The sequence below is a fragment of the Micromonospora sp. MGP-C2 genome (genome assembly GCF_057766525.1).
The window spans coordinates 6943165-6961338 of the sequence record NZ_JBYMEN010000002.1 but is presented as its reverse complement, the minus strand read 5'-3'; the positions used below and the strand labels follow the sequence as shown (position 1 = coordinate 6961338).

Genomic DNA, 18174 nt, shown 5'->3' with positions numbered 1-18174 from the left:
GTCAATCCCTTTGCGACGCTGGAGGTACAGCTGTGGAATGGAGCGACGAGCAACGGTCCCTTGTCGCGGCCGTGCAGGATTTCTGCCGCCGCGAGGCCGGAACCCGTGAGCAACGGCAGAGACTCACCAACGGCGGACGGGAACCCCACAGCCCGGAGTTGTATCGCAAGATGGCCGACCTCGGCTGGCTGGGCCTGTCGCTGCCGGAGGAGTTCGACGGCGGTGGCGCGGGGATGGTGGAGCTCTGCCTCTTTCTGGAGGGGACCGCCAGAGCGATGGCGCCGATCGGCGGTTTCACCACGTCGATCATCGTCGCCGCCACCTACGTGCGGTTCGGTTCGGCGGAGCAGAAGAAGCTCATCCTGAGCGGGGTGGCCCGCGGCGTCGTCGAGGCGGTCGCGATGTCCGAGCCCGAGGCCGGCTCGGACGTGGCCAACCTGAGCTGCCGCGCCGAGCGCCGGGGCGACGGATTCCTCATCAACGGCCAGAAGACCTGGTGTTCCAACGCCCATCTCGCCGAGCACATTCTGCTGGTCGCCCGCACGTCGGGCCGGGCCGGCGACCACGACGGCCTGACCATGTTCCTGGTCCCCGCTAACGCACCCGGACTGACGATCTCCGGTATCGACACCATGGGCGGCCGGGAGGTCAACGACCTCTACTTCGCCGACTGCGCGCTGCCCGCCGACGCCGTGGTCGGCCAGATCGACAACGGCTGGCGGCAGCTGATGGCCGGGCTCAACATGGAGCGGCTGATCCTCGCCAGCCTGATGCTCGGCACCGCGCAGCGGGCGTTCGACGACGTCGTGGAATACGTCAAGAACCGGCAGCAGTTCCGCCGGCCGATCGGGTCGTTCCAGGTGATCCGGCATCGCCTGGCCGACCTGGCCACCGAGATCGAGTGCGCCCGGCTCCTGGTCTACAACACCGCAGCCCAGGTCGACCGCTCTCCGGACACGTTGCTGCCCCGGGAGAGCTCGATGGCGAAACTCAAGGCCACCGAGACCGCCCGCCGCGTCGCCCTGGACGCCATGCAGATGATGGGCGGCTACGGGTACGCGACCGAGTTCGACATGGAGCGCCTGGTCCGGTCCTCGGTCGTGTCCACCGTCTACGGCGGCACCAGCGAGATCCAGCGCGAGATCATCGCGAAGACCTACGGACTGTCCGACCACATGCGGTAGGGCTCAGCGACACGCCGTCGATGACACGTCCACCGACGGCGGACACCCCGGCCGACGAGTGTGCCGAACACTCACCGGCCGGGGTGCTTTGTTAGTCATGGTTCACCATCACCCTCCGGCGACACAGCCCTCCAGCGGAAAGCCGAGCAGTCCGGCAGTTGTCCTGCTTAGTGCGAGGTTCAGAACCCTTCCCAAGAAGTTACGCGTGATTTACAGTGCCGTAAGCATGAAGAGGGTTCCCGCGCCAGCGATTCGCGTGTACGCCCTGGACTACGGGGCCGTCATCGCCTCCGGGACGCCGCGCGCCGTGCTCTCCGACCCGGCCGTGCGTACCGCGTATCTCGGATCGGAGCTCGTGCCGTGAGCGATGCCCTGCGACCGGACCGCGGTGCGGGAAAAACGACGGCGCTGCTGACCGCCGCCGGGGTCATCCGGCCAATGGTCGGCCTTCGGCACCACCCCGCGCCTGGCGCCGGACACGCGAAACCCCGCCCACCGCTCTGAATGGAAGAATCATGGAATTATCTGCCAGACAGCGCGCCGCCCTGGCAAGCATCTGCGACACGTTCGCACCGGGCGATGGGGCCGACCTCCCGTCGGCCAGTCAGCTCGGCGCGGTCGACATCATGGCCGCGCTGGTCCTGCACAACCCTCGCGCCGCCGAGGTCAGGCAGTTCCTCCAACTGCTGGATCTGTGGGACTCCCCCGCCACCCAGTTGATCCTCGGCGGCGGCGCACGGCGGTTCTCCCGGCAGACCCAGCAGCGCCGCGAGCGGATGCTGCTGGGTCTGGCCGAATCGGGCGTCACCCGCAAGCGGGCGCTCTTCCAGGCGCTCAAGGGCGCGGCCACCCTGTCCTACTACATGGCGCCCGGGCCGACCGGTCGATCGCCGGTGTGGCCCGCCATCGGTTACCCCGGACCGCTCGGCACCAGGACCGACGCCTCCGAGCCCGTCCTGGCGCCGATCCGTCCGTCCGTGGCCACCACCCTGGACTGCGACGTCGTCATCGTCGGATCGGGTGCTGGCGGCGGCACCGCCGCGGCCGTCCTCGCCGGGCACGGCCTCGACGTGATCGTCGTGGAGAAGGGCGAGTACTACGACGACAGGGACTTCGACGGCGGGGAGCTGTCTGGATTGTCGCGGCTCTACGCCCCGGGCCCGTCGGCCACCGCAGAGGGCCAACTGAGCATTCTCCAGGGGCAGTGCCTCGGTGGCGGCACCGTGGTCAACTACACCACGTCGTTTCGCACCCCGCCTCGGGTTCGCGACGAGTGGGCCGCGCTGGGCGTCCCACAGTTCGCCACGGACGAGTACGAGCGTTGCCTCGACGCGGTGTGGTCCCGGCTCGGCGTCAACCGCGACCACGGCCGGATCTCGTCCCGCGACGCGCTCATGGAACGCGGACTGACCACGCTCGGCTGGCATGTCGACGAGATGCCCCGCAACGTCGACGGCTGCGACACCGGCATCGAGTGCGGGCGGTGCGGCCTGGGCTGCCGCATCGGCGCCAAGAAATCCGCGACCAAGACCTGGCTCGTCGACGCCCAACGCGCAGGTGCGCGCCTTCTCGTCGACGTCGACGTCCGCACGGTCACCATCACGGCCGGCAGGGCGACCGGCGTCGCCGGCCACACCGCCGACGGTCACCCGGTGATCATTCGCGCCCGCGCGGTGGTCGCCTCGGCCGGCAGCGTGCAGACGCCGGCCCTGTTGCGCCGCTCCGGCCTCACGAACCCGAACATCGGCCGGCACCTCCATCTGCACCCGGCCACCGGCGTCTGGGGCGTGTTCGCCGAGGAGGTCCGCCCGTGGGAGGGCGGAATGCAGACCCGGTACTCCACCGAACACGCCGATCTCGATGGCCTCGGCTACGGCGTCATCTACGAGACCGCCGCCACCAACCCGGCCACCGCCGTGTCCTTCATGAGCTGGACAGGCGCCCGGACCCACCTGGACCAGATGCGGTCGCTGCCGAACCTCAGCGGGGTCGGCATCATCACCCGCGACCGCGACAGCGGACAGGTCAAGGTCGGCAGCGACGGCGAGCCGGTGGTGCACTACCGCCTCTCCGCCTACGACGCCGCCCACATGCGGGCCGGGATCGCCGGTGCCGCTCGCATCGTCGAGGCGGCCGGCGCCCGCAAGCTGTTCTCCGGTCATCAGCGCGGCACGATCTGGGAAAGCGGCAAGGGCTCCATCGAGGACTTCATCCGCCACACGGACACCCTGGGGACCGCGCCCGGTCAGGTCGCCATGGCCGCCCTGCACATCATGGGCGCGGCCCGCATGGGCGGCAGCCGGGCCACGTCGGTAGCCGGGCCCGACGGTGCCACGTGGGAGGTCCCGAACCTGGTCCTCGCCGACGCGTCCACCTTCCCGGCGTCGTTGGGCGTCAACCCGATGATCTCCGTCGAGGCCATCGCGTACATGAACGCCCAACGACTCGCCACCGGGCTCTGACCAACTATTCGAACCGCTCGCCCCGGTCGGCCATGGCCAACAGCAGTTGGGGCGGGCTGAACCGGTCACCGTAGCGCTGCGCGAGCACCCGCGCGCGAGCCACGAAGCCCGGCAGCCCGCCCTCGTACTGGTTGATGTACTGAACGACGCCGCCGGTCCAGCTCGGGTAACCGATGCCGAGGATCGAACCGACGTTGGCGTCGACCACCGAGGTGAGCACCCCGTCTTCGAGGCACCTCACCGACTCGACCGCCTCGATGAAGAGCAGCCGCTCCTTGAGGTCCTCGAAGGGCGTGCCGAGGTTCGTACCGCCGAAGTTGTCCCGCAGGCCCGGCCAGAGGCCGACCCGCTTACCGTCGCGGTAGTCGTAGAAGCCAGCGCCACCCGAGCGTCCGGGCCGCCCGCAGTCGTCGATCATCCGGTCGATGACCGCGTCGGCGGCGTGCGGCTGCCAGGTGCCGCCGGCGGCGACCGTGGCCGCGGCCGTCTCCTGCCGGATCTTGCGGGGCAGGGTGAGGGTGAGCTCGTCCATCAGCGCCAGGACCGGTGCGGGGTATCCGGCCTGGCTGCTGGCCTGCTCGATGGTTGCGGCCGGAATTCCCTCGGCCAGCATCGCGATGCCCTCGTTGGTGAACGTCCCGATGACCCGGCTGGTGAAGAATCCGCGGCTGTCGTTGACGACGACGGGCGTCTTGCGGAGCCGACGTACGAGGCCGAGGGCCCGTTGCAGCGTGGCCTCGTTGGTGCGCTCGCCGCGGATCACCTCGACCAGCGGCATCTTGTCCACCGGCGAGAAGAAGTGCAGGCCGATGAACTCCTCCGGCTTGCTGACGCCCTCGGCGAGCAGGGTGATCGGCAGGGTCGACGTGTTGGAGGCGATGAGCGCGTTCGGTGCGACCTGCTCGATCTCGGCGTACACCTTGTGTTTGAGGGCGGGATCCTCGAAGACCGCCTCGATGGCGAGGTCGACGTCGGCGAGGTCGGCGATGTCCTCGGTCGCCTGGATCCGGGCCAGGATCGCGTCCCGCTCGTCCAGCGTGGACACACCGCGGGCGACGGCCTTGTCGAGCAGGCCCACCGAGTAGTCCCTCCCCCGCAGCGCCCCCAGGAGGGTCACGTCCTTGAGCACGACCTGCATCCCGGCCCGAGCACACACGTAGGCGATGGCGGCGCCCATCATGCCCGCGCCGATGACCGCCACCCGCCGCAGCGGCGGGTGGCCCGCGCCGATGTCCCGCGATCCGGCGGTCTGCACGTCGAAGAAGAGTGCTTTGATCATGTTCTTGGCGATCTGACCGGTGGCCAGTTCGGTGAAGTACCGTCCCTCGATGGTGAAGGCGGTGTCCAGGTCGACCTGTGCGCCTTCGACGGCGGCAGCGAGGATGTTGAGCGGGGCGGGGTAGGGCGCGCCCTTGAGCTGCTGACGCAGAATGGCTGGCATCGCCGGCAACTGGGCGGCGAGCGCGGGGGTGGACGGGGTGCCGCCGGGAATCTTGTAGCCCTTGCGGTCGTACGGCTGGGCCGCTTCGGGGTTGGCGGTGACCCAGGCACGGGCCGCGCCCAGCATGGCCGCGTCATCCGGGGCGATCTCGTCGACCAGCCCGTGCGCGAGTGCGTCCTGCGGTCGGCGCCGCTGGCCGCGGAGCAGCCAGTTGGTCAGCGCGTCGGTCACGCCCAGCAGCCGGACGCTGCGCACGACGCCACCGCAGCCCGGCAGCAGGCCGAGGGTGACCTCTGGGAAGCCGATCTCGATGGCCGGGTTGTCGAGCACGATGCGGTGGTGGCAGCCCAGGGCGAGTTCCAGCCCGCCACCGAGGGCCGAGCCGTTGATGGCGGCCACGACCGGACGACCGAGTGTCTCCAGTCGGCGTACCGCGTTCTTGAGCATGCGGGTGTTCGCCGCCGAGGTCTCGGCGTCGGCCGGCGTCAGCCGCAGCAGGGCTTCCAGGTCGCCGCCGGCGAAGAAGGTCTTCTTGGCCGAGGTGATGACCACGCCGGTGATCTGGTCGCGCTCGGCTTCGAGCCGATCGACCGTCGCTACGAGGCTCGCACCGAATTCGTCGTTCATCACGTTCGCCGAACGCCCGGGGTGGTCGAGGGTGAGCAGGACGATGCCGTCATCGCCGCGCTCCCACCGGATTGTGTTGACCATTCGTGACTCCTCAGATTCGTTCGATGACGGTCGCGATGCCCATGCCGCCGCCGACGCAGAGCGTGGCGAGCCCGTAGCGACCACCGCGTCGCTCCAGTTCGTCGACGAGCGTGCCGAGGATCATGGCGCCGGTTGCCCCCAGCGGGTGCCCCATCGCGATCGCGCCGCCGTTGACGTTGACGATCTCCATGCTCAGACCCATGTCGGCGACGAACCGCAGGACCACTGCCGCGAACGCCTCGTTGATCTCCACCAGGTCGAGGTCCTCGACGCCGAGGCCAGCCTTGGCCAGCGCCTTGCGAGCGGCCGGAGCCGGGCCGGTGAGCATGATCGTCGGATCGGCGCCGCTGAGTGCCGTAGCGACGACGCGCGCTCTCGGGGTGAGGCCGGCGGCCGCACCGACGGCCTCGCTGCCGATGGCCACCAACGAGGCGCCGTCGACGATGCCGGACGAATTGCCCGCCGTGTGGACGTGGTTGATGCGCTCGACCCAGTGGTACTTCTGAAGCGCGACCGCGTCGAAGCCGGCCTTCTCCCCGATGCCGGCGAAGGAGGGGCGAAGCGCGGCGAGGCCCTCGGCGGTCGAGTCCAGCCGGATGTGCTCGTCGCGGTCGAGGACGGTCAGGCCGTTGCGGTCCCGCACGGGGACCACCGAGCGGTTGAAGTAGCCGTTGGCCCACGCCTTCGCCGCCCGGGCCTGCGACTGCAACGCATAGCCGTCGACCACGTCGCGGTCATGGCCGTCGAGAGTCGCGATCAGATCCGCGCTGACCCCCTGCGGCACGAAGCTGGTGTTGAAGTTGGTCTCCGGATCCAGCGCCCACGCTCCGCCGTCGGATCCCATTGGAACCCGGGACATCGACTCGACGCCGCCGGCGAGGACCAGATCCTCCCACCCTGAACGCACCTTTTGCGCGGCGATGTTCACCGCTTCCAGGCCCGAGGCGCAGAAGCGGTTGAGCTGCATGCCGGCCACCGTGTCGGGCAGGCCGGCGGTGATGGCGGCCGTCTTGGCGATGTCGGCGCCCTGGTCGCCCAGCGGGGACACCACCCCGAGGACGATGTCGTCGATCAGCGCCGGGTCAAGGCCGGGCATCCGCCGCAGGGTCTCCTCGATCAAACCAGCGACGAGCGAGACCGGCTTAACCCCGTGCAGCGATCCGTTCGGCTTTCCCCGACCGCGCGGTGTGCGCAGTGCGTCGTAGATGAACGCCTCGGTTGTCATCGCCAAGCTCCTCGCTGCTCACCCAAATGCGAATCCAGCCTAACTTTCGTTGAGCTCACGGCCGCTTGTCAAGCAACGTCCACACCCGATGCACGCTGGCTGCATTCGGCCTTACCGACGCATGGCACGCAAGATGGCCGAGGGCAATCGCAGCAACCCTGCGAGGTGGCGCTAACCTGTAGGGGTGCGACCAGCAGCGAGCGGTGTGGGCCCGGCAGCGACCAAACGACCGAAGGATCGCAAGGACCGCATTGCGCTGGCCGGCGCCGAGCTGTTCTGCGAGCGGGGCTATCACCTGGTAACCGTCGACGAGATCGCCGCCGTCGTCGGCATCAGCGGCCCGGCGGTGTACCGGCACTTCCCGAACAAGTACGCGATCCTGGTGCACGCCACCCGGGAGGTCGTCGGCGCCCTGCTCGCCGCGACCGCCGATCCGCAGGCGAACACCACCGAGGGTGTCCTCGACGAACTACTGAGCACGATCGCCGGAGTCGCCGTGAGCAAACGGCGCGTCGCCGGGCTGTACCAGTGGGAGGGCCGCTACCTCACACCCGAGCATCGGCGGGAGTTCGCCACGACCCTGGCCACGCTGGTCGGCCGCCTCGCCGGCCCGCTGCGCGAACTGCGGCCCGAGCTGACCGCCGGGCGGGCGGAGCTGCTGGTCAACGCGGCACTCAGCGCCTTCGGCAGCGTGACCACCTACCGCGCGGCGGCAACCGGCACCGACACCGAGAAGCTGCTCACCCGGGTCGCCTGGACTCTGCTGCGGGCCGACGCCCCCCAGTTGCCGCCACAGCAGCACGCCACGCCGGGCACCGCGCCGGTGCGCCCCGCCTCGCGCCGTGAACTGCTGCTGATCGAGGCGATCCGTCTGTTCCACCGCCACGGCTACCACGCCGTCGCCGTCGAGGACATCGGGCGCGCAGCCGGCATGCAGGCATCCAGCGTGTACCGGTACTTCCCCAGCAAGGCCGACCTGCTCGCGGCCGCCTACTACCGCGCCACCGACCGACTCGCCGGGGCCACGACAACCGCGATCGCCGAGGCGAGCGACCCGGCGGACGCTCTGCGCCGGGTCGTGCAGGCCTACGTCGCCTACGCGTTCGGCCAGAGCGACCTCGTCGCGGTCTACCTGGCAGAGAACAACAACCTGCCCGACGAGGACCGTCACCAGCTGCGCGGGGCGCAACGCCTGCACGTCGAGGAATGGATGCGCCTCGTCGAGACGGTACGACCGGACCTGCCGGCCGCCGACGTCCGCGTGCTCGTGCACGCCGCGCTCAACGTCGTCACCGACATCGGCCGGCTCGGCCGCTTCGACCGCGCCGAGGGCTACGACACCCAGACGGCCCGTCTCGCCCTCGCGGTGCTGCACGCCTGAGCTCTCGAAGCGTCGATGGCGCTGTGATTGACTAGCGCGTATGGCACTGCGTCCGCCCGCCTCTGATCGATTGATCCGGTGACCACCGGGCCGACTGCTGCCACCCGACCGCGCAACCGCAGGCAGGTCATCGTCGAAGCGGCCGGCCAGGTGTTCAGTGAGCGCGGCTACCACGCGGCGTCCATGGAGGAGATCGCCGCCGTGGTCGGTATCAGCGGCCCGGCGCTGTACCGGCACTTCCCCAACAAGTACGCGCTGTTCGCCGAGTGCGCCGATGTCATCGTGAACAAGCTCGTCGAGGTCATCGACGAGTGCCCGCCAGAGGCGACCCTGAAGGATGTGCTCGTCGCCGTCACCCGGGTGACGGTCTCCCGCCGCGCGTCGGGCGGCCTCTACCGGTGGGAGGCCCGCTACCTCGAGCGCGCGGACCGCCGGCTGCTTCGGACGAAGTTCGCCCACGTCGTGGGGCGGGTGATCGAACTGGTGCGGCGCGAATATCCGCTGCCCGGCGAGCACCTGCGGGCGGTGGCGGCCCTCGGTGTGATCGGGTCCGTCACCATGCATCACACCTCGATCGCCCAACGCCGGATCGAGGATCTGTTGCTGGCATCTGCCCTGGGCGTGGTCGCGACCGATCCGGCGACGGCGGCGGGCAGCGCGAGCCTGGTCGAACTGCCCGCCCAGCCCGTGCCGCGCACTCGACGTGCCGAGATCCTGGCGGCGGCCATCCCGCTGTTCGCACAGGACGGGTTCGCCAACGTCACGAACGCGCAGATCGCACAGGCCGTGGGGTTGGCCCCGTCCGCGATCTACCGCCACTACCCCGGCAAGGTCGACATTCTGGTGGCGGCTTGTCTGCAGGCTGCGGGCCTGCTGGCTCAGGCGGTGGAGCGGAGCCTTCAGCGGGCGACCGATCCACGTCAGGCCGTGGTCGCGCTGGCGGCGGCGTACGTGGCCTACTGCTTCGAGCACAACGCGCTCAACAGCGTCGCCGACGCCGAGGTCGCCAGTCTTCCGGCCGACCTGCGGCGCCCCTTGATCCTCGCGCAGCGTGAGCACATCGCCGTCTGGGAGCAGCAGTTGCGGTTGGTCCGCCCGGAGCTGGACCCCCGACAGGCCCGGATGCTGGTCCATGCGGGTTTCGGCGTGGTGGTCGAGGCCGGGCGCGCCCTGCGCTGGCAGGATACGCCCGGCCATCGGGACACGGTCACCGCACTGGTCACCGGTGCCCTGATCCGGTAAGTCGGGACGCCGACTCAGCTGCCGGGCCGGTTCATCGTCGGAATGGTGATGGGGGTGTGGGACGACGAGGTGCCGTTGTTGAGGAAGAGCATCGCCAGGCCGCGCACGAAGTGGTCGAACATCGAGAAGGTGCCCGGCATGACCGGCGACAGCCCTTCACGGAACATGATGTACGTTGGCCAACCGGCCTCGATCACGCCGCGTGAGATGAGGTCACGCGGCAACCTCAGCCAGTTGCCGATCCGGTCGCTGAGCACATAGCGCGCGAACTCGCGTTGGAATCCCTTGGTGATGCCCAGGTCGACCGATGAGGTCAGGTTCAGCAGGGTGTCGGCCAGGTCGATGCCCTCCCGTGTCGGCGCGAGGATCGGCGTCAGTGCGTACTGCGACTGCTCGTGGGCGGCAGCCCAGGTGGCGGGGATGAATTCGTCCCGTACACCGAGCAGGTGCAGCGCTACCTGCCACATGTGCAGGTAGGCCTCCTCTTCGGCGGCCGACACCCGGAGGCCGTAGCGACGCCACTCCACCAGCTTGCTGTGCACGTAGGTGCCCAGGCTGTGGAAGGTGATCAGGATGTCGCCGTTGCTGATCGGAATCGGGTGGTCCGTGACCCCCCGCCACGCTGCTGACTGCGGCAGCAGGTGCCGCACCGCGGCGTGCGTCAGGCGGGTCTTGGTGGAGGTGGTGATGAAGTTGCCCGTCGCCTTGAAAGCGTCGGGCGTGTTCAGGTCGTAGCCGTACGTGAAAGTCTTGGCCGCGCGCGACTTCATGTCGGCGCCGCCCTCGGACCAGTAAACGTTGCGGGCCTCCCGCGGGATCACCGTGCTCATGATGCCGCTGCCCAGCCCGTAGAGCAGGAACAGGTACATGCTCATGCGCTTGTTGAACTGGGCGGCACGGTCCAGCTTGGCCTGGTCGGCCCACGACGGCAGCTTGTTGACCTGCCCGATGTAGGTGGCGAGCGCGGGGGGCAGGCCGCTGGGCACCGGGTCGCCGTTCTTGATGAACGTCTTGAACGCGTTGTTGACGGCCGGAATCTGGCCGTTGTCGAGGAGGGAGGCGACGAGCGGGTCGGTGTCGTCGTCCCAGACGTCCCACGGGTCGGTGACCGTGTTGGTTCCGGCGATCGAGTTGGCGGACGACCACGCCCATGCCTTCGGCACGTCGGTCACAGTCACCAGACCCAGCGCGGCACCGAGGGTCAGGACACTTCGTCTGCTGAGATTCTCCATTAGCCACCACTTCCCGGGCCAGCCGGACATCGCCCTGAACGCCAGCTTGTTGGGGCACTACAAGCGCGTTTCAAGTCATCCAGACGTGTGATTTTCTATTAACATAGAGGAGCTTGACTCCGCCTGCAAGGGGCAGGTACGACAAGGGCACCGCCGCCATCTCGGCGATGGCGACGCGGCTCAGTCGAAGGTGAGGACGGGCTTGATCGCGGAGCCGTCGCGCATGCCGTCCACGGCGGCACCGATGTCCTCGAAGGGAAAGGTGGCGATGAGCCGGTCCAGCGGAAAGAGGCCACGCTGGTGGAGATCGACCAGTTCGGGGATGAAGCGCGCCGGGTTCGCGTCGCCCTCAAGCACGCCGTGGACCCGGATTCCCTTGGCGAGCAGGCTCATGACGTTGAAGGCGACTGTGGTGCCGACACCGACGAGGGCGAGGTCGCCCCGGGGACGCAGGATGGCGACGGCCCGGCGAAGCATCTCCGGCCGGCTGGTGGTGTCCACGATGTGGTGTGCGCCGCCGCTGGTGAGGTCATGCACGGTGCCGACGAGGCCGGCCGCCGTCGGGTCCAGGGCTGCCTTGGCGCCGAGCTCAGTGGCCAGGGCGCGTCGCGAGGCGACCGGCTCGATGACGATGACAGGGTCGCAGCCGCGAACGATCGCGGCCATGAGCGCGGTGAGTCCGACCCCGCCGGCGCCGATGACGACCAGGGAGCTTCCCGGCTCGGGGCGCAGGCGGTTGAGCACCGTACCCGCCCCCGTCTGCGCACCGCATCCCAGCGGCGCGGCAACGACGGCCGGCAGGTCGGCGGGGACCCGGATGGCGTTGCGCTCGTGGGCGAGCGCGAACGTGGCGAAGCTCGACTGGCCGAAGAACCCCCCGTGTACGGGGGTGCCGTCGCGGGACAGTGGGGTGGTGCCGTCGCCCCGGCCGCCGGAGGTGTTCAGGGCCTCCTGGCGGCGGCAGTAGGCCGGATGGCCAGCCGCGCACTGCTCACACGCACCGCAACTGCTGAAGGTCAGGCAGACGCGGTCGCCCGGCGCGAGAGTGGTCACCTCCGCGCCGACTGCCTCGACCACGCCGGCCCCCTCGTGGCCGAAGACCATGGGAGTCAGCCGCGGGGGCCAGATCGCCTGCATGCTGAGGTCGGTGTGGCACACACCGGCGGCGGCGATTCTGACCAGCACCTCGTGCGGCCGTGGAGCCTCGAGATCCACGGCCTGGACGACGAACGGTCCGCTCTGGGTGTCGGTGACGGCAGCTCGGATTCGCATGGGGAACTCCTTCGCACGGTCGGCCTCAGGCCACGCGCTCGAGTACGAAGTAGAAGAAGGGACCGTCGGCGGGGACGTACTTGCCGTTCATGATTCCCATGAGCGTGTTCTCGTCGGCTCGCTTGAAGTGATCGAAGACCGGCTGCCCGTCGTAGACCATCGTCGCGGTCGACTCGCCGCGGAACTCGACTGCCCACAGGCTGGCCCCGCCCTTGCCGAGCACGGTGTTGGAGTACAGCTCGCCCTCCTCGTTCCGGCAGATCAGCGGCTTGACGTCGGTGAGGGTGACGAAGGCCTTGCCATACCACCGCACCTTGTCCAGCTGCCCGTTGAGGGGGTGCCCCGTGTCGAACGCGCTGCCCTTCCACTCGCCGAGGATCTCTTCGGGGCGAACCGTGTCCAATTCGGCCCAGATCTCGTCGAGCTCGGCGGCGGAGACCCGGCCACCCGCTCGGCGCAGCTCGGAGAAGCGGGCTAGGGCCAGGCTCGCGTTCATGATGGCTTCCTCTCGCCGTACGCCGGGGTGGGTAGCGACACCCGAGGATGCCGGTCGTGACATGTCGGCGGCCTGGGCGATGGCCTCCATGGAGGTGCGGCGGTATCCGTAGCGGGCAAAGGTGACCCTGGCAGCCTTCAGGACCCGGTGCCTGCGGGCCTCGCCCAAGGCTGCCGTGTGGACGCCACTGGTGAGGGTCGTCGGGACCTGACCGCGGCGCCGCACCCGGCCTTGACAACGCGCCGCGCCGTCGCCGAACCTGCTGGGGAGGTGAACGCGATGGCTGATGGCGGTCGGCACCGCTGGTTGCGTCGTATCGAGGAACTCGATCCGGTTCGCGACCACCACGAGATATACCGGATCTCGATCGGTTTCGAGTTTCCCTTCGACTACCAGCGGGCCCTGGAGCTCGCGCTGCTGCGGACGTACTGCGTGCCCAGCATCTCCGCGCTGCTCGACGCGACAGGCGAGTTCCGGCTGCGGGCGCAGCAGCGGTACGACGACACCGCGTTGCTGATGGCCGAGATGGCGGAGCACGGCTATGACTCGCCGCGCGGCCGGCAGGCGCTGAGGGTCATCAACCGGGCGCACCAGCGGTACGCGATCTCCAACGACGACATGCGCTATGTGTTGTCCACCTTCGTGTACGAGCCGATCGACTGGCTGGACCGGTTCGGCTGGCGTCGGCCCCACGAGCACGAGCGGCTGGCCGCGTTCCACTACTACCGGGCCGTCGGTGCGCGAATGGGTATCCGCGACGTGCCGGACGACTTCGACGCGTTCTGGGATTTCAAGCGCGAGTATGAGCGCACCACCTTCCGCTACGCCCCGACCAACCAGCGGATCGGCGCCTACACCCTGGACCTGTTCGGCTCGTGGTACCCGGCGCCCTTGCGTCGTGCGGCGCGGCTCGGCGTACTCGCGTTGCTGCCCGCCGAGCTACGTGACGCGTTCGCGTTCCCAGCCGCGCCGCGCTGGCTGTCCGTGGCGGTCACGGGTGGGTTGCGGACCCGGGCCGCGGTGGTGCGGCTGCTGCCGCCGCGTACCACGAGCAGGTTGACCCAGGCGCCGCGCAACCGCACCTACCCCGGCTACCCGCACGGGTACCAGCCCGCCGATCTGGGCTCGCCGCCACCGCCACCCGACCTCGACCCGACGTGGCTGGCCCGCCCGGAACCGCCGCCGGCCGCCGGGCCGGAGCCGTTGGGTGATCGCTGACCCTTCGACTCCGGCACGCACGGGTTGTGGAGGCGGCCGGGGGCGGCGTGGTCGACCAGTGGCCCGAGTCGACGCTCAGGCCCCTATCCGGTGACGGACTCGACAGCCGGGTCCGTCGCCCGGTAGAGGGCGTCGATGCTCTCGCCGTACCGGTCGACGATGACACGGCGGCGCAGCTTCAGGGTCGGGGTCAGCTCCCCCGATGCCGGCGTCCAGCTCGACGGCAACACCTCGAAGGTCTTGACCTGCTCGGGTCGGGCGAGCCGGGCGTTGGCGGCGTCGACGGCGGCCTGGATCTCGGCGAGCAGCAGCGGGTCCGAGGCCAGGCCGGGCAGCTGCGCGTCGCTGATGCCATGCGACCGCGCCCACTGGGGCGCGACCTCGTCATCCAGCACGATCAACGCCGTGACGTACGGCCGCCGATCGCCGATCGCGACCGCCTGACCGATGAGCGGATGTGCCCGAAGCAGCCCTTCGATGTGCGCAGGCGAGATGTTCTTGCCGCTCGAGGTGATGATGAGTTCCTTCTTGCGGTCGGTGATGGTGAGGTAGCCGTCGTCGTCGATCGTGCCGACGTCGCCGGTGGCCAGCCAGCCGTCCGCGTCGACGATCGGCTCGACGCTGCCGTCGCCGCGCAGGTACCCGGAGCAGACCAGCGGCCCGCGTACGAGCACCTCACCGTCGTCGGCAAGGCGCACCTGCATGCCGAGGTGGGGCCGGCCGACGGTACCGGTGCGGAAACCCTCCGGGAGGTTGATGGTGGCGGTGCCGGTGGTCTCGGTCATGCCCCACACCTCCAGCACGTCGACGCCGAGCCCGGCCAGGAACCGCAGGACGTCGACCGGAATCGGGGCGGCACCACTGCCGGCCCAGAGCATGTTCTGCAGGCCCAGTGTGGACTGCAACGGTCGCAGGACGGTGGCTTCGGCCTGCGCCAACCGGGCAGCCAACTCGTCGGGCACGGCCTGGCCCGCCGCGCGCAGCTCGTACGCCTGAAGGGCGACGGCGCTCGCGGCGCTGAAGGCGGCCTGCACCGCCGGCTCCGCGGTGGCCAGATGGGCCTGGACACCGGCGGCCATCTTCTCCCAGATTCGCGGAACGCCGAAGAACGATGGCGGACCGACGGTGCGCAGGGCCTTGATGAGCTGGGTGGGATCGGGGCAGATGGTCACGTGACCGGCGCGGTAGATGGGGTTGTAGATTCCGAGGAACCGCTCTGCGATGTGGGCCAGCGGCAGGTAGGCCACCGACGGGGAGTGGTCGGGGACCGACACGTTGGCCTCCAGGGCCACGGCCTGATAGATCACGTTGTGGTGGCTGAGTACGACGCCCTTCGGGTCACCTGTCGTCCCCGACGTGTACAGCAACGTCACCGGCTGCTCGGGTCGGATCGCGCGCCAGCGCCGATCGAAGGCGGCCGGGTCGGCCTGGTGCGCGGCCTGGCCGACGGAGCGTACGTGTGACAGCGGCACGGCGTCCGAGGTCGTGTCGCCCAGTCCGGGCTCGTCGACCAGCACGACCCGGCGCAGGTTGGGCAGGTCCGGTAGGACCGAACGCCAGCGGTCCAGCTCGGCGGCACCTTCCAGCACGAGCACCTGGGCCCTGCTGTGTAGCGCCAGGTGTCGCATCTGGTCGGTGCTCAGCGTCGGATAGATCGTGGAGGGCACCGCGCCCAGGTGGACGGCGGCGAGGTCGACCAGCCAGTGCTCCGGCCTGCTCGACATCATGATCAGCATCTGGCCGCCCGGCTCCAGACCAATCTCGGCCAGGCCACCGGACAGCTCAGCGACCTCATCGCGCAGCTCGGCCCACGTGCGGGTGTCGTCGCGGTCGAGCGTTGTCAGCGCCGGCAGGTTGGCGAACTCGGTGGCGTTGCGGTGCAGGAGGGCGGGGACGGTGAGGTCTGCGGCCGTCTTGGCGCATCGGTCGGCAAGGGTGTCGGCAGGATCCATGAGGTACTCCTTCAACCGTAACCGGGCCTGGTGGTGGTGTGAGTTGAGTTCGGCGCACCCCTCATCGTGGTGCCGTCGAGGGCGCCGCGGCCCGTTCCAGCACTGTAAACGACGGCTAACTTTCTGGGAAGGAGCGATCGGTGTTATGTGCTCGACTCAGGGAGCGGGCGGCACCGGCAGACGAACGCAGGCTAACCAGCCGGGCCGTGCGGGTTCGCCGCTCGTCACTGGGCGGTCCACCCACCATCGACGTGCAGGACGCTGCCTGTGACATAGCTGGCAGCGTCCGAGGCCAGGAACGCGACAGCGCCGACAACCTCACGCGGCTGGCCGAACCGACCCATCGGAATGCGCTCGCGCAGCCGCTTCGACCACTGCTCGTGGCTGCGTAGCCCCTCCGTCATCGGCGTCTCCAGGTAACCGGGCGCCACGGCGTTCACGCGGACACCGGCGGGCGCCCACTCCAGCGCCAGCGTCCGGGTGAGTTGCTCGACTCCGCCCTTGCTGGCGCTGTAGGCGGCAAGTCTCGGAAGGCCGACCTGACCGTGCACCGAGGACATGTTGATGATGCTGCCCGCGCCTTGCTCGATCATGACCGCGCCGGCGGCGCGGGCGCAGATGAAGACCCCGGACAGGTTGGTGTCGATCACCAACTGCCAGTCCGCGACGCGCAGGTGCTCGCTGCGGTGCAGCGCCGGACTGATCCCGGCGTTGTTCACCAGGACGTCGAGACGACCCCATCGCTGCCGGGCCAACATCACGACGGCATCAGCGATGGACTCGTCGGTGACGTCGCCGGCCACGATGTCCGCCGTGCCACCATTGGCGACGATCTTGTCCCGCACCGCCAGCAACGCGTCCCTCCGGCGCGACTGGAGGATCACTGACGCGCCGGCCTCGGCCAGACCTTCGGCGATCGCCGCTCCGACACCCTGGCCGGCGCCCGTCACCCAGGCGACCTTGCCCTGAAGTTGTCCCTTGACCGTGGTCATGCTCGGATCCCTCCCTGCGGGTCTCTCGTCACGAACTCAGCGCTGCCCTGCCCGCCGCGTCGGGCGGCCTCGTACCGCCGGACAGCGCGGCGAGCCACCGCCCAGCGATGCACCTCGGACGGGCCGTCGTAGATGCGGAACGGGCGCACCTCGGCGAGGAACCGCGCCAGCGGTAGGTCGTGGGAGACACCCTGCCCGCCGCACAACTGCACCGAGCGATCGACGATGCGCCCGACCGCCTCGGACACGAACGTCTTGGCGATCAACGTCTCGTTGTTCGCACGCCCGTGCTTGTCCAACGTCGCGGCGGTCGTACGGATCAGTGCCCGGGACGCCGCGATGTCGATCTCGTTGTCGGCAATGAGGTGCTGCGCCAGACCGAGATCGGCCAGCCGGTGACCGAACAGCTCACGCTCGACGACATAGCCGAGCATGATCTCGTGGGCGCGGCGCGCAACACCGAGCCAACGCATGCAGTGCGTGAGGCGGGCGGGCCCGAGCCGGACCTGGGCGTTCGCGAAGCCGCGGTCGACCTCGCCCAGCACGGCGGACGACGGCACCCGGCAGCGTTCGAACACCATCTCGCAGTGCCCGCCGGTGAAGCCGGCATCGATGGTCGGAATGTGCCGACCGACCGACAGACCGGGACTGCCGGCGTCGACGAGGAACATCGTCGCGGCGTCGGCGCCGGTGCGTGCCATCACGATGAAGAAGGCGGCGCCGTCGGCGCCGGTGATGAACCACTTACCGCCATCGATCAACCAGTCGCCACCGTCGCGCACGGCCGTCGTGGTGAGCGCCGCGGGGTCCGATCCGGCACCGGGGGCGGGCTCGGTCATCGCGAACGCCGAACGAACGTCGCCGGTGGCCAGTGGTCGGAGATACCGCTCGCGTTGCGCAGGCGTGGCGACGTGTTCGAGGAGCGTCATGTTGCCCTCGTCGGGCGCCGCGCAGTTTATGACGAGCGGGCCGAGCAGACTCCGGCCGGACTCTTCGAGAACGTCGGCCTGTTCGAGCATCGACAGCCCCAGACCGCCGTACCCCCTGGGTGCCGACGGGGCGAAGACGCCGGCGGCGCGGGCGGCCGCGCGAAGTCCCGCGCGGACCTCGGGGTCGGTCTCGATCTCGCGTTCGACGGGGATCACCTGGTGATCGATGAACTTTCTCACCCGATCCGTCAGGTCCTGCATGCCGTCACCTGGCGCCTCCGATCGTCCCGCGCGGCGTCCCAGACCAGCCTGTGTCCGAAGTGGATCTGCGCGGGCCGGCGTCGTGGGCTCACTCGCCTCAGACATCGAGCACCATCACATTCATTCTTGTGATCACTGACACAGTGTGCTCTCATCTGATACACGGACGCAACATT

14 protein-coding genes and 1 pseudogene are annotated in these 18174 nt (G+C 69.4%); 6 read left to right on the top strand and 9 right to left on the bottom strand.

Translation table 11 applies throughout. From position 1 onward, the window contains the following. The first annotated feature begins 32 nt into the window (after nt 1–32). The 3 genes from AC3CF1_RS31915 to AC3CF1_RS31905 all read left to right on the top strand — a co-directional run bounded on the left by AC3CF1_RS31915 (nt 33) and on the right by AC3CF1_RS31905 (nt 3646). Nucleotides 33–1184, top strand: a complete 1152-nt coding sequence (locus tag AC3CF1_RS31915) for an acyl-CoA dehydrogenase family protein (RefSeq protein ID WP_088947601.1) — start codon at nt 33–35, stop codon at nt 1182–1184. A 226-nt stretch (nt 1185–1410) separates the two neighbouring features. After that, nucleotides 1411–1548 carry an ABC transporter ATP-binding protein C-terminal domain-containing protein gene (locus AC3CF1_RS31910; protein WP_488451929.1) on the top strand — a complete coding sequence of 46 codons (138 nt, stop codon included), beginning with the start codon at nt 1411–1413 and terminating at the stop codon, nt 1546–1548. A 151-nt stretch (nt 1549–1699) separates the two neighbouring features. After that, a complete protein-coding gene (locus AC3CF1_RS31905; RefSeq protein WP_488451928.1) occupies nt 1700–3646 on the top strand; it encodes a GMC family oxidoreductase N-terminal domain-containing protein in 1947 nt (648 codons plus the stop codon). A gap of 4 nt (nt 3647–3650) precedes the next feature. Here AC3CF1_RS31905 and AC3CF1_RS31900 read toward each other — a convergent pair whose 3' ends face one another. Further along, complete coding sequence (locus tag AC3CF1_RS31900) at nt 3651–5798, bottom strand: 3-hydroxyacyl-CoA dehydrogenase NAD-binding domain-containing protein (protein ID WP_488451927.1); 2148 nt, start codon at nt 5796–5798, stop codon at nt 3651–3653. Between the two features lie 10 nt (nt 5799–5808). Continuing rightward, a complete protein-coding gene (locus tag AC3CF1_RS31895; protein WP_488451926.1) occupies nt 5809–7023 on the bottom strand; it encodes an acetyl-CoA C-acetyltransferase in 1215 nt (404 codons plus the stop codon). Between the two features lie 184 nt (nt 7024–7207). On the opposite strand from AC3CF1_RS31895, the gene AC3CF1_RS31890 reads away from it, so the two are divergent. Then, a complete protein-coding gene (locus AC3CF1_RS31890; RefSeq protein ID WP_328375605.1) occupies nt 7208–8404 on the top strand; it encodes a TetR/AcrR family transcriptional regulator in 1197 nt (398 codons plus the stop codon). A gap of 78 nt (nt 8405–8482) precedes the next feature. Then, nucleotides 8483–9646, top strand: coding sequence for a TetR/AcrR family transcriptional regulator (locus AC3CF1_RS31885; protein WP_488451925.1), 1164 nt, complete (start codon nt 8483–8485; stop codon nt 9644–9646). 14 nt (nt 9647–9660) lie between these two features. Here AC3CF1_RS31885 and AC3CF1_RS31880 read toward each other — a convergent pair whose 3' ends face one another. The 4 genes and pseudogenes from AC3CF1_RS31880 to AC3CF1_RS31865 form a co-directional block, all read right to left on the bottom strand. Then, complete coding sequence (locus AC3CF1_RS31880) at nt 9661–10878, bottom strand: oxygenase MpaB family protein (protein WP_328375609.1); 1218 nt, start codon at nt 10876–10878, stop codon at nt 9661–9663. Between the two features lie 180 nt (nt 10879–11058). Beyond that, nucleotides 11059–12150: an NAD(P)-dependent alcohol dehydrogenase gene (locus tag AC3CF1_RS31875; RefSeq protein ID WP_488451924.1), complete on the bottom strand. Its 1092-nt coding sequence runs from the start codon at nt 12148–12150 to the stop codon at nt 11059–11061. A 25-nt stretch (nt 12151–12175) separates the two neighbouring features. Beyond that, nucleotides 12176–12646, bottom strand: a complete 471-nt coding sequence (locus tag AC3CF1_RS31870; RefSeq protein WP_488452154.1) for a DUF4334 domain-containing protein — start codon at nt 12644–12646, stop codon at nt 12176–12178. A gap of 60 nt (nt 12647–12706) precedes the next feature. Beyond that, a pseudogene (locus AC3CF1_RS31865) lies at nt 12707–12871 on the bottom strand (TetR family transcriptional regulator); the annotation flags it as partial. Between the two features lie 54 nt (nt 12872–12925). Between AC3CF1_RS31865 and AC3CF1_RS31860 the strand changes: the two are divergent. After that, nucleotides 12926–13864, top strand: coding sequence for an oxygenase MpaB family protein (locus AC3CF1_RS31860; RefSeq protein ID WP_328375617.1), 939 nt, complete (start codon nt 12926–12928; stop codon nt 13862–13864). 83 nt (nt 13865–13947) lie between these two features. On the opposite strand, the gene AC3CF1_RS31855 is transcribed toward AC3CF1_RS31860, so the two are convergent. The 3 genes from AC3CF1_RS31855 to AC3CF1_RS31845 all read right to left on the bottom strand — a co-directional run bounded on the left by AC3CF1_RS31855 (nt 13948) and on the right by AC3CF1_RS31845 (nt 17998). Then, nucleotides 13948–15816: an AMP-dependent synthetase/ligase gene (locus AC3CF1_RS31855; RefSeq protein ID WP_488451923.1), complete on the bottom strand. Its 1869-nt coding sequence runs from the start codon at nt 15814–15816 to the stop codon at nt 13948–13950. Nucleotides 15817–16040: 224 nt separating this feature from the next. Then, on the bottom strand, nt 16041–16808 hold the full coding sequence (locus AC3CF1_RS31850; RefSeq protein ID WP_488451922.1) for an SDR family NAD(P)-dependent oxidoreductase: 768 nt from the start codon (nt 16806–16808) through the stop codon (nt 16041–16043). Beyond that, nucleotides 16805–17998, bottom strand: a complete 1194-nt coding sequence (locus AC3CF1_RS31845; RefSeq protein WP_488451921.1) for an acyl-CoA dehydrogenase family protein — start codon at nt 17996–17998, stop codon at nt 16805–16807. Before AC3CF1_RS31845 ends, AC3CF1_RS31850 begins: the two co-directional genes overlap by 4 nt. Nucleotides 17999–18174 lie beyond the last annotated feature (176 nt).